This window comes from Priestia sp. P1_B12_1 (genome assembly GCF_056406695.1).
In genome coordinates, this window is sequence record NZ_JBFTZR010000012.1 from 1 (window position 1) to 14,511 (window position 14,511).

General features: G+C 35.6%; 10 protein-coding genes. 2 read left to right on the forward strand and 8 right to left on the reverse strand.

Going from position 1 to position 14,511, the window contains the following annotated elements:
- Positions 1-513: 513 nt before the first annotated feature.
- The 8 genes from AC1D0Y_RS24620 to AC1D0Y_RS24655 all read right to left on the reverse strand — a co-directional run bounded on the left by AC1D0Y_RS24620 (position 514) and on the right by AC1D0Y_RS24655 (position 10,252).
- Positions 514-2,175 (reverse strand): amidase, encoded by a 1,662-nt coding sequence (locus tag AC1D0Y_RS24620; protein WP_477707981.1) that lies wholly within the window; start codon positions 2,173-2,175, stop codon positions 514-516.
- A 177-nt stretch (positions 2,176-2,352) separates the two neighbouring features.
- Positions 2,353-3,795 (reverse strand): aldehyde dehydrogenase family protein, encoded by a 1,443-nt coding sequence (locus tag AC1D0Y_RS24625; protein WP_477707982.1) that lies wholly within the window; start codon positions 3,793-3,795, stop codon positions 2,353-2,355.
- Between the two features lie 303 nt (positions 3,796-4,098).
- A complete protein-coding gene (locus AC1D0Y_RS24630) occupies positions 4,099-4,881 on the reverse strand; it encodes an HpcH/HpaI aldolase family protein (RefSeq protein WP_477707983.1) in 783 nt (260 codons plus the stop codon).
- A 94-nt stretch (positions 4,882-4,975) separates the two neighbouring features.
- Complete coding sequence (locus AC1D0Y_RS24635; RefSeq protein ID WP_477707984.1) at positions 4,976-5,677, reverse strand: alpha/beta fold hydrolase; 702 nt, start codon at positions 5,675-5,677, stop codon at positions 4,976-4,978.
- Between the two features lie 18 nt (positions 5,678-5,695).
- On the reverse strand, positions 5,696-6,706 hold the full coding sequence (locus AC1D0Y_RS24640; protein ID WP_477707985.1) for a LacI family DNA-binding transcriptional regulator: 1,011 nt from the start codon (positions 6,704-6,706) through the stop codon (positions 5,696-5,698).
- Between the two features lie 90 nt (positions 6,707-6,796).
- Positions 6,797-7,861 (reverse strand): cupin domain-containing protein, encoded by a 1,065-nt coding sequence (locus tag AC1D0Y_RS24645; RefSeq protein ID WP_477707986.1) that lies wholly within the window; start codon positions 7,859-7,861, stop codon positions 6,797-6,799.
- A 344-nt stretch (positions 7,862-8,205) separates the two neighbouring features.
- Positions 8,206-9,414: an iron-containing alcohol dehydrogenase gene (locus AC1D0Y_RS24650; protein WP_477707987.1), complete on the reverse strand. Its 1,209-nt coding sequence runs from the start codon at positions 9,412-9,414 to the stop codon at positions 8,206-8,208.
- A gap of 61 nt (positions 9,415-9,475) precedes the next feature.
- Complete coding sequence (locus AC1D0Y_RS24655; protein ID WP_477707988.1) at positions 9,476-10,252, reverse strand: SDR family NAD(P)-dependent oxidoreductase; 777 nt, start codon at positions 10,250-10,252, stop codon at positions 9,476-9,478.
- 1,034 nt (positions 10,253-11,286) lie between these two features.
- On the opposite strand from AC1D0Y_RS24655, the gene AC1D0Y_RS24660 reads away from it, so the two are divergent.
- Together AC1D0Y_RS24660 and hisD are read left to right on the forward strand one after the other, a co-directional pair.
- Positions 11,287-12,540, forward strand: coding sequence for a nuclear transport factor 2 family protein (locus AC1D0Y_RS24660; protein ID WP_477707989.1), 1,254 nt, complete (start codon positions 11,287-11,289; stop codon positions 12,538-12,540).
- Between the two features lie 62 nt (positions 12,541-12,602).
- Positions 12,603-13,856, forward strand: a complete 1,254-nt coding sequence (gene hisD, locus AC1D0Y_RS24665; RefSeq protein ID WP_477707990.1) for a histidinol dehydrogenase — start codon at positions 12,603-12,605, stop codon at positions 13,854-13,856.
- The last annotated feature ends 655 nt before the right edge of the window (positions 13,857-14,511 follow it).

Here is a 14,511-nt window from a genome sequence, read left to right on the forward strand (position 1 = left end):
GGTATAATCAGCGCTTTGCGACACGATGTCATATTGGTTTCGATCAAGCTCGCGCAGAACTACAAATGATGTTTAAAGCAAACTAGTGGGTAACGTTCATAAGAAAAGGAAACTCCCATTTACACAAAATTATTGACGGTCCCTGATATTGTGAATGACTGATGTTAAATATCCTAGTCCTAATGAAATTAAGAATAATATACATATCAATTTTATTTTTTTTATTGAAAGCATTTATTATATTGCTCCTTGTTAGAATATAGCTAAAAGCTAAGTTTAATATTTTTAAAAAATCTTAGGCAATTAAAGCTATTTATATTTGCCTATAAAATTGAATCGGTATTTAATTTATATAAAAGAATTAGTGGACTATTCATTCTATAAAAATGATAGGATTACTTATTGTTGTTTTGTTATAAATAGTTTTTGCATCAGAAGCTAGAACAATAAAGAAATATAAAAAGCAAATGCCCAAAAACGACAGGTTTTTACCCTGTCGCTTTGATTTATGCTTTATCTTCCTTTCCACGACACACAATCAGTAAGCCTACTGCTATTTTCTAATACAGGGGCAACGCGGTATTGAGTTGCTTGTTCATAATTATATGCCATGCCAAGAAGTTTAACTTCACTCCACATGTCACCAAAAAAAGCCAAGGAAAATGGTGAGCCACTTTTATAGTAACCAGCAGGTACAGTTATGAGTGGCATACCACAGATGTTGATTTCTGGAACAGTTGTTGCTTCATGTATTCTTTCTCCTTCAAGAGTAGGAATAGCTTCAGACATTTGTGGATATGCAAATCCATCAAGATTATACTGTTCCATGACATTACGGATGATTTGTAGATATTCTTTACGTGTATTGTTGAAGGTACTTAAATCGGGAATCTTATGCGGATCTTTTAATCCTTCTTCAAAATTGGCTCTTCTATTTTGAAAGTAGTAAAGGGGACCACCTGCTTCCCATGGGATTTCATCGACTTGCTTGAATAACTCTGTAATAGTTGCTTGGTCTTCATCTAGATCCATCCTATTCAAGTAAGACTGAAAATCACTCACTAAAGCATCATAGCCTATATCACCTGTTTTTTTAGACAATTCAGCAAAGCCTGAATCAGCAAATGGGTCAACGATAACCTCTGCTCCTAGTAGTTCAATTTCCTTAACAGCTCGAGCATATAATACTTGAGTCTCCTCAGATAGATTCTGGTCACGCCATCCAAAACCATAAAGTCCTAAACGCTTACCTTTAAGAGAGAAAGCGTTTAGATAAGATGTATATCCACCCTCTGGTATGTAACTATTCGCACCCTTTGTTTTCGGATCCTGTTTATTATATCCCGCGATGATATCTAATATCATGGCTGCATCTTCCACAGAACGTGCGTGTGGCCCAAGTACATCTCGTGTATTGCCACCTAAAGGAGTTGTACCTGTATTTGGAACGAGACCGAAAGTTGGTTTTAAACCGACTAAGGCTTGTGCAGCTGCCGGATTTTGAATGGATCCTCCTGTTTCCTCTGCAATGCCGACAACAGAGAAATTTCCAGACACCGCCGTGGCTGTCCCTGAGCTACTTCCACCTGGTGCAAATACATGATTAACAGCGTTATACGTATTACCATCCCAACTTGTATTTGCACGTGTGCCAGATCCACTAAAAGCAGGCATGTTTGTCTTCCCAAGAATGATGGCTCCTTCTTCTTTTAACAATTGAACAACTGGCGCATCGGTCTTCGGTATAATTTCAATACCTCCTGCTTCTTTACTGAAGCCTTTCCAACCAAAGGTAGAGGGAAAACCCGAGACATCGATTGCTTCTTTAATAACAATAGGGACACCAGCCAACTTACCAACAGAATTCCCTTGTTTAAGCAGACGATCAATTTCCCGAGCCTGCTTCAATGCATCCTCATTCAGAAAAGTAAATGCATTATATTTTTCTTCATACTGATGTATTCGGTCCAAGTATGCTTGAATGACTTCTTCTACTGTGTAATCTCCATTTTTATATCTCTTCGTTAGGCCAGATATCGTAATTTCTTCAAAAGGAAATTCATCTTCTTTCTTCTCTGCAGACACAGTAGGTACCATCTTTTTCTCCCCCTCTATCATAGGTACTGGTTCTAAGAAAGGTGCGCTGTTCTTTAAAATAGAATTAATCTTTTTCATAATTATATCCTCTTTCACCGAGATTAATTTTTATTTTAAGCTTTGTAAGCCAAATTATCTGAAGTTGGAGAAGTTTAATTTTATTTTTGAATGCGCATTCTAAAAATAAAATATTTCCCATGTTATTTCTAAATTAAATAAAGATAATTTTATTTAAAATACTATGCTAAACTAGATCTAATTTTTATTCCATATGACAAGTTTCATTTCAGTCATTTCTTCTACTGCATATTTAATTCCCTCACGTCCAGTCCCACTTTCTTTTACACCCCCGTAAGGCATTTGATCAACACGAAATGTTGGAACATCATTAATTATGACGCCTCCTACCTCCAGTTCATCAGCAGCATGAAGTGCTGTACTTACATCTGAAGTGTAAATACCCGCCTGTAAACCATAGCGAGAATCATTGACTAGTTCGATTGCTTCGTTTACGTTTTTAATGCGATTGATTATGACAATCGGAGCAAACACTTCCTGACAAGATACCTTCATCGTTTTGTCTACATTTAGAAGAACGGTTGGCAGTAAGATATTCTCTTCTGTTGTACCGCCAGTTGCAACAGCGGAGCCTCCTTTTTTAGCCTCTTCAATCCAAGAAAGGGAGCGTTCTACATCTTTCGGAGAAATTAAAGCAGAAATATCTGTACTTTCATCTAAGGGGTCTCCAATTCTCAGTCTTTTTGTCGCTTTGACAAATTTTTCTACAAACTCATCATAAACATTCTCATGTACATATACACGTTGTAAGGAAATACATACTTGTCCTTGGAATGAAAATGCACCCATGACACACCGAGGAATAATTTTATCAATGTTTACATTGTCATCAATGATAACAGCTGAATTTGATCCAAGCTCCAATGTCACACGCTTTAATCCAGCTTTATTTTTAATCGCAATTCCAACACTAGGGCTTCCAGTAAAAGTAATCATATTAATACGTTCATCTTTTACTATAAGGTCTCCAATTGAGCTTCCACTTCCAGTAATAATGTTTAACGCACCTTTTGGAAGGCCTGCTTCTTCTAATAATTCAGCAATGAATAAAGCCGAAAAAGGGGTTTGCGTGGCCGGCTTTAATACCATAGTATTACCTGTTGCAATTGCTGGTCCAACTTTATGCGCCATTAGATTCATTGGAAAGTTAAATGGTGTAATCGCACCGATAACACCAATCGGTTCCCGAACGGTATAACCTAAACGATTTACCCCACCTTCTGCTGCATCTAATGGAATAGTTTCACCGTGGATTCGTTTTGCTTCTTCTGCTGCAAACTTGTATGTTTCAATACTTCGAGCTACTTCAGCCCTTGCAAATACTAAAGGTTTTGCTGCTTCCTGAGAAATAATACATGCTGCTTCCTCTTTTCTTTCTTGTAATAATTTGACAAATTTCTCTAAAATATTGGAGCGCTCATATGCTGGCAATTTTGCCATTTTTATTCTTGCGTCATATGCTGATTGAATTGCTTGTAATACTTCTTCTTTTGTCGCAGCAGGAACCTCACCAATCATTTCTCCTGAATATGGGGACATAATACTTTTATATTCTTTTCCTTGTATCCATTCTCCATTAATAAATAGCTTCTTTTTCTTGATTTGAGTTTTATTTAACATAATAAACCCTTCACTCCTAATTTTTTTGAGTTTCTCACTCTATCTACCTCTTGACTTAAAAAGTGTTTACTGTATGTCATACAATAAAACACTAAGGAAATTAAAAGTAAAACAAATAACCTCACATGAATCTCCTTTATTAGGTAACTATCTCTTATTATAAATATTCTGTTATCACTGTTAGTTTAGAAGAATGCAGATCTTAAGAATGATTTTTTGTGCAGTGTTTACATGATAGTAAGCAATTACGTTCGTAATTCTTATCAGAGGTGTGAATCATCGAGTTACTTCGTTTACATATGGTTAGTTTACTTTCACTGTTTTTTTTTTGTATGGTTCTGCCGTTTTAACAAAAGAGGAAAAAGTGGAAGCCAACATGGATGTTCCAACTATACCTACATAAACAGCTCCCTTTTCATACTCTTGGCACATCACCTTTTGATTACTTGCTACTGTTCCTACTGGAACGTTTAATTTCTCAGCCTTCTGATAAACAAGAGAGATTGCCTCTTGTACTGGTAAGTGATGAGCCCCATCTAAATATCCCATGTTAACTGATAAGTCTGTAGATCCTAGAAAAGCCATATCTATTCCCTCTACACTCATAATCTCCTCGAAATTTTCAACAGCTTTAGGTGTTTCGATATGAGCAACTACTAAAATATCTCTATTAGATAATTCGAAAAATTCTCCTCCTGAATTATTACCGTATTTAGCTGCACGATGGGAATAGGCCGCACCTCTTTCCCCTAAAGGAGGAAACTTTGCTCTTCTAACAGCATGAACAGCATCTTCTTTTGTGTTAACCATTGGAACTTGAATACCTTTTGCCCCACGGTCGAGTGCTTTTTGAATACTAGAAGGATCATAAGATACCCGAACAATAGGCGTTAGATTAACCAGTTCTGCAGTACGAATCATATTTTCAAGTTCACTATAACTAAAGGCTCCATGTTCATCATCAATTACAATAAAATCAAATCCTGCATAACCTAACATCTCCACAAGTCCTGGTGAATAAATTCCAAGAAAAACACCGGATACTTTCTCTCGACTTTGGATTTTTTCCTTCAATGATTTTCCCATTATAAATACTCCTTTTAAAACTCTTTAATTTATAGCTATCTATTCCTAATTTTTTTATAAACTTTTAAAATGTAAAAAATTATATAATGCTCACTTAGCTGTCACTTAACCAATGACGTAATACTTGGGAAACTTCCTTGGGCTGCTCTAAGGTAGTCATATGCCCACTGTTTTCAATAACAACGAGTGTTGATTTAAAGATCTGTTTCTTCATTTTCTCATGTAAATCTACGTTACAAAGTACATCATAACGACCCGTTAATAACATTGTTGGACAAGTGATTTTGGACAATACTTCTCTTCCATCCGGTCGATCTATTAAAGCAGTCATTTGGTTAATCATATTACTTTGTCCTATATTATCTGCCATTTGAATAATTAGGGATGTAATATCTTTTTTATCATAATGATCCGGTTTAATCATATTCGGGAGCAAATACATAGGTGTAATCTTTAAGAAATCCCCTTGCTTAGCCATTTTAATAAATTTTTCCCATCCAAGAATTTGATCTTGCCGGGGAGGATTGGGATTAGTATTCATTAAGGCAAGTTTAATAACTCGTTCAGGAGCTTGTCTAATTACTTCGATAGCTACATTTCCTCCCATTGAAAAACCAGCCAAAGCAAACTTTCTAGGTGCCTGCTTTAGCACAGATTGAGCCATTTTCTCTATTGAATTCTCGTTTAGACTCATCACTTTGCAATCACTTACATCTTGTAGTTCATTTATTTGAAATTCCCACATCTTTTGATTGCATAATGTGCCTGGGAGCAAAATTAAAGGTATTTTATCCATCAAATTTCTCCTACTCTATTAATTTGTAAGAGGACCAGTAGTTTTTCTCACCATGAGTTTTGGTTCTAACACAACTTGAATAGGGGTACGCTGCTCTGGATCTTGAATTAAGCTAATAAGATTTTTTAAAGCAAGATCAGCCATTTTCTCTTTACTTTGAGCAATCGTTGTTAGACCAATGTGGCTATTTGATGCAAGATTTATGTCATCAAAGCCGATAATAGATATATCTTCTGGTACTTCAAGGTTAAGACTCTTAACTGCGTCTAGCACAGCGAGAGCCATTTGATCTGAAATAGCAAAAAAGCTAGTTGGTCGATTTTTAGATTCTAAAATCTTTATTGTATAATTAAATACTTTTTCATAGGTATACTCATCTTTATAAACAAGGTTTTCTTGATATAATAAATCAAAGCTTTCTAATGCTCGCTTGTATCCCTTTAACCTTTGAACCATTGAATAAACGCTTTCGGGCCCCGCAATAAAGGCAATCTTTCTATGTCCCAGTTTAATTAAATGTTCTGTAGCTTGATAAGCGCCTTTTTCATTGTCTACAATGACATAGTTTGTATCCATTCCCTCTAAAGATGCATTATATAAGACTAATGGAAATCTAGATTGATATAATTCTTCAAGCCTGTGGTTATTTTTATTAGTTGATGCGATAATCATACCGTCTACACGTTTTCCAATTAATGTTTGTATAGATTTTTCAAGTAAATGGTCTTGATGATTAGTATTACAGATTATGACATCATATCCTAATTGTGATGCTTGTTTCATCATGACACCTACAGACTCAGCAAAAAATGGATTTTCAATATCCCCTACAATAAGACCAATTGTATTTGTTTTCTTTTGTGCCAACCCTCTTGCAATCTCATCCCTTGTAAAACCCAGTTCTTCAATGGCTGCTAGTACTTTTTTTCGAGTTTTTTCCTTGATAAAAGGATAATTATTTAGTACTCGCGATACAGTTGATTGTGATACCCCTGCTTTTTTAGCTACATCATAAGCGCTAACTCTCATTTTTTTACATTACTCCTTGTCTTTATTGTAGTAGATGAAAAGGCAGTATCTAACCTGCCTTTTCAACTGCCCTCAGACAATAGTCGGAACCTATTCTTTGAGAGAGTCTACTACTTCTTTAGACCATTCTACTACCACCCGTTCATCTCCGCCACTGACAATATATAAGAAACCATCTTCTTCTCCTACACATTTGATACTTCTGTATACATTTGTTGGAACAGACATAATATCCCTTTCGGTTAACACTACGTCACCTTCTTCTCCGTCTTCACTTTTCCATGCTACTTTCCATTGCCCACTAAGAACCATTAATACCTGTGGAACATCTTGCTTATGAAATTTAAATCCATTTCCTGGTTCGGCTTCAATTAATTCAAGGGAGAAGCTATGAGGATTATTTACAAGTGCTGGTCGTGCTGTTGCCATTCCATCTCCAATGATTCCATAGCTCTTTTTCTTTCCCCCTGGAAGATTTGAGTCGAGATAAGCATTTTCAACAGGTTTACGATCATTAAAACGGAAAACCCTTGCTTCCATCTCTTCTAAGCTTACTTTACGCATTTTTTGTAGAACTTCTTTCGAAGCTGATTCAACTACTTTTGCATCTACAGGGACTTCCATACCTGCTAATGTATCAATTAAACGTCCATCTTCTAATAAAACTAACCCATGTCCTTTTGCCTCTTCTAATACTCGAGGAGCCCAAATTACTTTTCCAGGATTATCTTCTCCTAAGATACACAGTAAAAATCCATCATCGGATCCAACATTTTTAAAGCCACGAAACATGTTAGTAGGTAGTGAAATAACATCTCCCTCATGTAAAATAGCTTCTCCTTCTTTCCCATCTTCCCCCCATACAAAGGACCATGTGCCCTTTGAAACAAGGAAGACTTCTGCAGTCTCGTGTGAATGAAGAGAATTTATACAACCATTAGGCATTGCTGCTGCACCAATATTAAATCCATGTGCCTCTTTTAAGTTAATAAAACGATTGCTACTTTCTGATACACCGGGACCAATAATTGTATAGTTTTCCTTTTTGTCAGACCCAGGAGTGCGAGCATCGATAAATGCTGTTTTATCGGCTACTAAATCTTCTTTGCGAATAATACGTTTTTTCATCTTTTCACTAATTTCTAATGCTTTCATGTTTCTTCCTCCTATTTTTGAATGCGGATTCAAATTAGTTTTGTAAATTAAATTTAATAAATACTTTGAAATATATATCGATTATTAATACTTATCCATATCTTTTATGTTATGACTTTAAAACATAATTTAATTTCAATGGATAAATAAATAGAGATATAAGTTCTTCTCCTCCAATAATGCACCTATTGGTAGAGGATTGTATGCCTAAGCTTAATTTATAAGCTAAAATAAAAGTATTAAATGTTAAGATACTGATAACAAACAATAAACTTATCGCAAAAACACACAGTGTCCAATCGAAATAAAATTTTCTGCAAACTACCTGCTCAGCTAGCTTCTCTTTATTTTTCCAGTACACCCTGATAAGCATTTTGATAAATGGATAATACCTCTTCCTCACGTAAACTGTATGGCGTGTTTGACAACAAACGATGGATGGCCATCACTTGTTTTGCCATTTCTGGTAGAGAGCCTTCTTCCACTCCGAGCTCTTTTAATGTAGTTGGAAGATTTAATTTCCCTAATAGGCTAAATAAGTATTGAACAACCGCATTTTGTGCATCATGTGGTCGATTCTCATAGTCTCCGAGCTTTAAGAAAGAAGCCACTTCTACCATTTCTTTCGTGCATGCAGCCCCTGTTAACGCAAAGACATACGGCATAAGAAGAGCATTTGCCACACCATGTTCGATATGATATTTTCCCCCAAGAGGATACGCTAATGCATGCACAGCACCAACTCCGGCATTTGCGAGAGATACCCCTGCTAACACACTAACCCAGCTCATATTTGTTCTTGCTTCTACATCGGAACCGAAATGTACTGCACGAGTGATGGAAAGCGGAAATAACTTCATGGCTTTTTCAGCATACATTTTTGTTAAAGGTGTGGCTCTTACCGCTACATATGATTCAATTGCATGTGTAAAGGCATCCACACCTGAAGCCGCTGTTACACGTTTTGGACATGATACAGTTAAAAGGGGATCAATAATCGCAAGATCCGGTAAAAATGTAGTACTAATAAGCCCGCGTTTTAATTGTTGCTCTTCATCTCCAAAAATGGCATTCATCGTGACTTCTGACCCTGTACCAGATGTGGTTGGAATTAGGATAAGAGAGTGTGTCCGGGATTCAATAGTTTTTTGTCCACTTAAAAAAGGGTGAATCTCATCTTTATCCAACAATGCAGCCACTGTTTTGGCTACATCTAAGGCACTTCCTCCACCTATTCCGATAACGGTATCACAATTCTCCTTTCTAATTCGTTTATAAACGTGTTCTAATAAAGTAAAAGTAGGCTCTCCTGCAAGATCAGAAAAAGAGGTTGTTCCAACTGGAAGCGTTCGGCATAACTGGATGGTTTGAGAGACTAAACCTGCTTTTTTTAATCCTTTGTCACTGATAATTGCTACTTTTTTCGCTTGGAGATTTTCCAATACCTTTGGCAGCTCAGCAAAAGCCCCAACACCAAACCGAAGGTTTTTAGGTATTCTAAAATCGTGAGAAACAATTGTTTGTGTACTTAATGAACTAATGGTTTCTATCATAATTTTCCTCTCCATTTCTTTTTGATTGCGCATTTAAAATAAAAGATATTTTTTTGATGTTTTACCAAACTGTCCAACCCCCATCGACTACGATAGTTTGACCCGTAACCATATTAGATGCATCGGACGCAAGATAGATGATTGCCCCAAATAAATCTTCCTCTTTTGCTAAACGTCCTAATGGAATACGAGATAATACCTCTTGTTTAAACGCCTTATCCTGAAACATTTTTTCTGTAAAAGAAGTTTCAATAAAAGTAGGTGCTACTGCATTTACTAAAACATTATTCTGTGCCCATTCAACCGCAAGAGCTTTTGTAAGCTGTGTTAAGCCACCTTTACTGGCACAGTAGGCACTACGCCGATAATAACCAACGAACGCCATCTGAGATGACATATTGATGATTTTTCCCTTTTCCTCCCTCTTCATATAATTGCCTACGTTTTGGCTAAGAAAAAAGACACTTTTCAAATTAATATCTAATACAGCGTCCCAATCCTCTAGTGTAGTGTCTTCTGCTTTTTTAGGAATGTTTACACCAGCATTGTTGATTAAAACATCAATCGTACCCATTTCTTCAATAATTGTGTTTACCGCATTTGGAATCTCTTCAAATTCTGTTAGATCAAGTGATATGGACATTACTTTTTGTTGTCCATTTGTCATTTGTCGAATTTCCTCTTGTACCTGCACTAAATCCTCTTTATTTCTTCCTATTAGTACGATATGAGAACCTTGTTTTGCCAAAAAGATTGATAAAGACTTTCCAATTCCTTTACTTGCACCTGTTATAACAATGACTTTTTGTTTTAGTGAAAACAGCGTTTCTAAATTCACTATTTGAACTCCTCCCCTTTCAAAAATTAGCTAAATTAACGAAGACGCAGTAACTGAATGTCGTTTAGTTAATTTACATTTGTTAAAATTCATGGTGGAAAAGTCCTCAAGATTTTTATATCTCATATGTTGAAGATCATAAATAATCTCTGACTGTTTGCAAAGAACCTTCTAATAAACAATTCTAGATACTTTTTTGAATGCGCATTCAAAATTTCGTTTTAAAAATTTTCACACAAAATGATATATTGTATTGATAAGTAAATTCAAATAATTAGATTTTTTTCTATTAAATTTATTTTTATATCTAACACTTCCATTTCATTTCTTGTTATATAATCATGAAAACGCATTCACTTAACTAGATTATACATAATAAAAAAAAATAGTAAAGATATAATTTCAAATTTTCGAAAAATTAACCCCCAAAAGAGCACACGTATGGTCAACTCAATCATCTAATCAATTAATCTAGCCTGAGCGACTTTTTGCCATTCGCTTACTTTAAATCATATATCCGAAATCTTATTAATCATTCCGTAATTATATCGTGCGTTATATCTATCTTTTTAATACCACAGGGAATTTACTGCTATTATTATATTACCTTTAAGTCTTACTGAACTTGTAGTTACGACCCTATTCTAGTTAATCTCTAAACAAAGTATTATAAATCTATTATTTTTTACAAGGAGATACAATAGACAATTAATAAAATTTAATTGTTTATAATGAGATTAGATAAAAATAAAATTATTAGAATATTTTTTATTGACACAATATTATCTTACAATTAAGATAGTAGCTGTAGGGAATAAGTATTCATTATGGTTTTCTTTCTTCAAAAATTAATTGTTTTTTCACATTTTGAATCCGCATTCAAAAAATTGAATGCGCTTTCCTTAAGTAGGAATCTACTAATCTTATGCATTGTAGTGACATGCAATAAGACAGTAAATTTTTATTAGTTTTTTAATGTTACACATTTATTGTCAGGCGGAATTTCCAAAAAATAATTACTCTATACGAAAAGGATGGTTATTATGTTAGAAACAAAGACAGATTCAGCTGAATTAACTACACGAGAAAAAAAGAAAGAGCCAACAAAGGCAACTCATACCCTAACGAATTCACCAAACTTTATTTTTTATGCTGATGCTGATGACGTGAATATGATCGATACAAAAGATGATTATGACTACACTAATATAGAGGAAACAAATCAAAAGAAACAAAGGATGAATGGTTTTAACCCTGAATACAACAATATCGTTGATTATATTGTGAAAATCACACGTCAGATTTGGAAAGAAAAAGACATCGGACTTATTTACGATACATATAGTACCAGTATTTCTGTTCATAAAGGGTTGGTTAATAGCCACGGAGTTAACGAAGTCATTTCAGGTACGCTACAAACGTTGCATACTTTTCCCGATCGGAAAGGGTTGGGATGGAGTGTAATCTGGTCTGGAAATGATGAAACAGGCTTTTTCACATCCCATCGAGGACGTTCTGTTGCTACACATCTCGGAGATAATAGTTTGTATGGTCCGGCTACCGGGAGGAAAGTGGTGTTTAGAACAAGCGCTGATTGTATGATTTTAAATAATAAAATTTATGAAGAATGGCTGGTAATGGATACGTATCATCTGGTGGAACAATTGGGATTGGATCCGGTCGACATTGCGAAGAAGATTGCGAAAAGTACACAAAAACTCGCTCCTTCTATTCAATTCGGTTTAAGTGAGACAGCCGAAACTGGACTCCCTCCCAAAATCTTTACTCCATCTTCTGATGAGTTTGAAATAGGTGAGTTTATGCAGCTTGTATTTAATCGAATTTGGGCTCGACGCTCGTTTAATTTTGTCAGAGAGTATTATGAGGAAAATGCAGTTGTTCATTATGTCTGTAATAAAGATGTCATTGGCATAAGTGAAATTCAAGGGATGTTTATTAGCCTCTTTGCTTCTGTGCCGAATGGGAAAGTGATTCTTGAACGCGTAACTTGCAATAAACGAGGATCTGACAATGACTGGGATGTGGCGGTCCGTTGGAGAATTCAAGGAATACATGAGGGATCGGGTTACTTTGGTAGTCCTAGTGGAAAAGCCATAGATATTGCTGGAATTAGCCACTATAAAATTCGCAATGAGAAAATCTCAGAAGAATGGCTATTATTTGATGGAATGGAAGTGTTACGTCAAATACATTTGCCTGATGAGCACGAACTAAAACAAGATAATGACTCTACAATTGAAGATGGGAATTTCACTGGGGTGTCATAAAAAGTTAGAAGAATGGCTGTCTTACAGCCTTCTCTTTATTAAAATTATTAGGGGGAAATAAGATGGATTACATGAAAAAAGCACAAGTATTTGAACAAACTTCTTCAAATGAAGTAGAACAAACGGTAAAGTCCATTATTGCAACAGTAAGAGCAGATGGAGATGTAGCTGTACAGGAGTACGAAAAGAAGTTCGGTAATTCTGATCGTCCAGTGCGAGTTAGTGAAAAAGAAATTGAGGATTGTTTAAGAACACTCCCTGAAGAGACAAAAGTGTTAATCGATCGTGTTGTAGACAGAGTATCTGAATTTGCTCAAGCACAATTGAGTTGTTTATCTCCGTTTGAAAAAGATTTTGGTGAAGGCATAAGAATGGGGCATAGAATTGTACCAATTGAAAAGATCGGAGCCTATGTACCGGGTGGGAGATTCCCCCTATTATCATCAGGTCCCATGGTGGTTGCTCCAGCAAAGGTGGCTGGAGCCAAACAAATCGTTGCTTGTAGTCCTGCTAATTATAAAGGCGGGATCCATCCAGCGGTTTTATACGGTTTGATTCGTTCAGGTGCTACAGACATCTTTGCAATTGGAGGCGCCCAGGCAATTGCTGCAATGGCATATGGTACTGAATCTATTCCTGAGGTAGATGTTATTGCAGGACCTGGAAATCGGTTTGTAGCGGAAGCAAAGCGTCAAGTATTTGGAAAAGTAGGAATTGACCTCATTGCAGGACCGAGTGAGGTGATGGTCTTTGCGGATGATTCGGCATCACCAAGGAAAATTGCTGCTGATTTACTTGCTCAAGCAGAACACGATCCATACGCACGTGCCGTTCTTGTTACAACTTCTCGAACGGTTGCTGAGTCGACTATACAAGAAGTGGAAAGTATTTTACAATCATTTTCATCCACCTCTCCTGCCCACGAATCATGGAAAGAAAGAGGAGAAGTGATATATGCAGACTCGTTACAAGAGGGGCTAGATATTTGTAATGAATATGCTATTGAACATTTGCATGTGCATATTCAAAATAGCCGCAAATTTATGGATAAACTCTATAATTATGGTTCACTGTTCCTTGATGAAGGAAGCTCAGTTGTTTTCTCTGACAAAGTCTCTGGAACAAATCATACGTTACCAACTCAAAAGGCTGCGAGGTATACAGGAGGATTATGGGTCGGTAGTTATGTAAAGATTTTGACACATCAGGAGATTACAGGTCAAGGGATTCAGTTTCTAGCCTCTCACGCAGAAAATCAATCAGAAATTGAAGGATTAGAAGGTCATAAATTATCTGCAACAGTTAGAATAAAATAAAGACACATGCATTATTTCTGTTTTTTCATTAGAAGCTACACTTTATAGAAATTAATGAATCCGCATTCAAAAATAGAGTAAATCCCTAAGGCATAGTGAAAAAAGTAATATTCTCTCACTATACCCCTAATTTAGAAAACAGATAGAGGATTTTGGAGCGTAATAACAAGGTTCAAAGAATGCTTTGTTAACGTATTTGTTTCATCTATTCCCACGTGGAAATCTATTATAGAGACCCTGACGTCAAAGCGCAGATATTATATGCTAATACTACTTAGAGTTTTCTCCCTTTAAAAATAGATTGAGCATAGTATCCGCGTTTTTGACTCTATCTGATTTGTTCCTAGATGTTGATGCAAGGGGAAAGCTAAAATGCATAGGAGCTTGAGTATCAGCCATTTGAAAGTTGGTGAGTATAAAAATAAAGAGGTTTTTATATAGTGGTTATTCATACTGCCACTATTTTTTAAAAAAGGCAAGGTAATGAATCTATTGTTTTTTTAAATATAATTTTCATAATATTTTAAAAATTTATAATATTATTTAAAATTCAGATAGATTTTTTATTCATTTTAAAGCATTTGATAAAGCTCATAAGGCGTCATGAAATTTCCAAACTAAATCAACCGCACATTTTTTGCAAGAGCCAAAAAAT

Bases quoted from the DNA above. Each gene is read 5' to 3' on its own strand.
- AC1D0Y_RS24630 (WP_477707983.1), bottom strand. From the start codon at position 4,881: ATGGGAAAATCATTGAAGGAAAAAATCCAAAGTCGAGAGAAAGTATCC.
- hisD (WP_477707990.1), top strand. From the start codon at position 12,603: ATGGATTACATGAAAAAAGCACAAGTATTTGAACAAACTTCTTCAAAT.
- AC1D0Y_RS24640 (WP_477707985.1), bottom strand. From the start codon at position 6,706: ATGAGAGTTAGCGCTTATGATGTAGCTAAAAAAGCAGGGGTATCACAA.
- AC1D0Y_RS24620 (WP_477707981.1), bottom strand. From the start codon at position 2,175: ATGAAAAAGATTAATTCTATTTTAAAGAACAGCGCACCTTTCTTAGAA.
- AC1D0Y_RS24635 (WP_477707984.1), bottom strand. From the start codon at position 5,677: ATGGATAAAATACCTTTAATTTTGCTCCCAGGCACATTATGCAATCAA.
- AC1D0Y_RS24625 (WP_477707982.1), bottom strand. From the start codon at position 3,795: ATGTTAAATAAAACTCAAATCAAGAAAAAGAAGCTATTTATTAATGGA.
- AC1D0Y_RS24660 (WP_477707989.1), top strand. From the start codon at position 11,287: ATGGTTATTATGTTAGAAACAAAGACAGATTCAGCTGAATTAACTACA.
- AC1D0Y_RS24650 (WP_477707987.1), bottom strand. From the start codon at position 9,414: ATGATAGAAACCATTAGTTCATTAAGTACACAAACAATTGTTTCTCAC.
- AC1D0Y_RS24645 (WP_477707986.1), bottom strand. From the start codon at position 7,861: ATGAAAGCATTAGAAATTAGTGAAAAGATGAAAAAACGTATTATTCGC.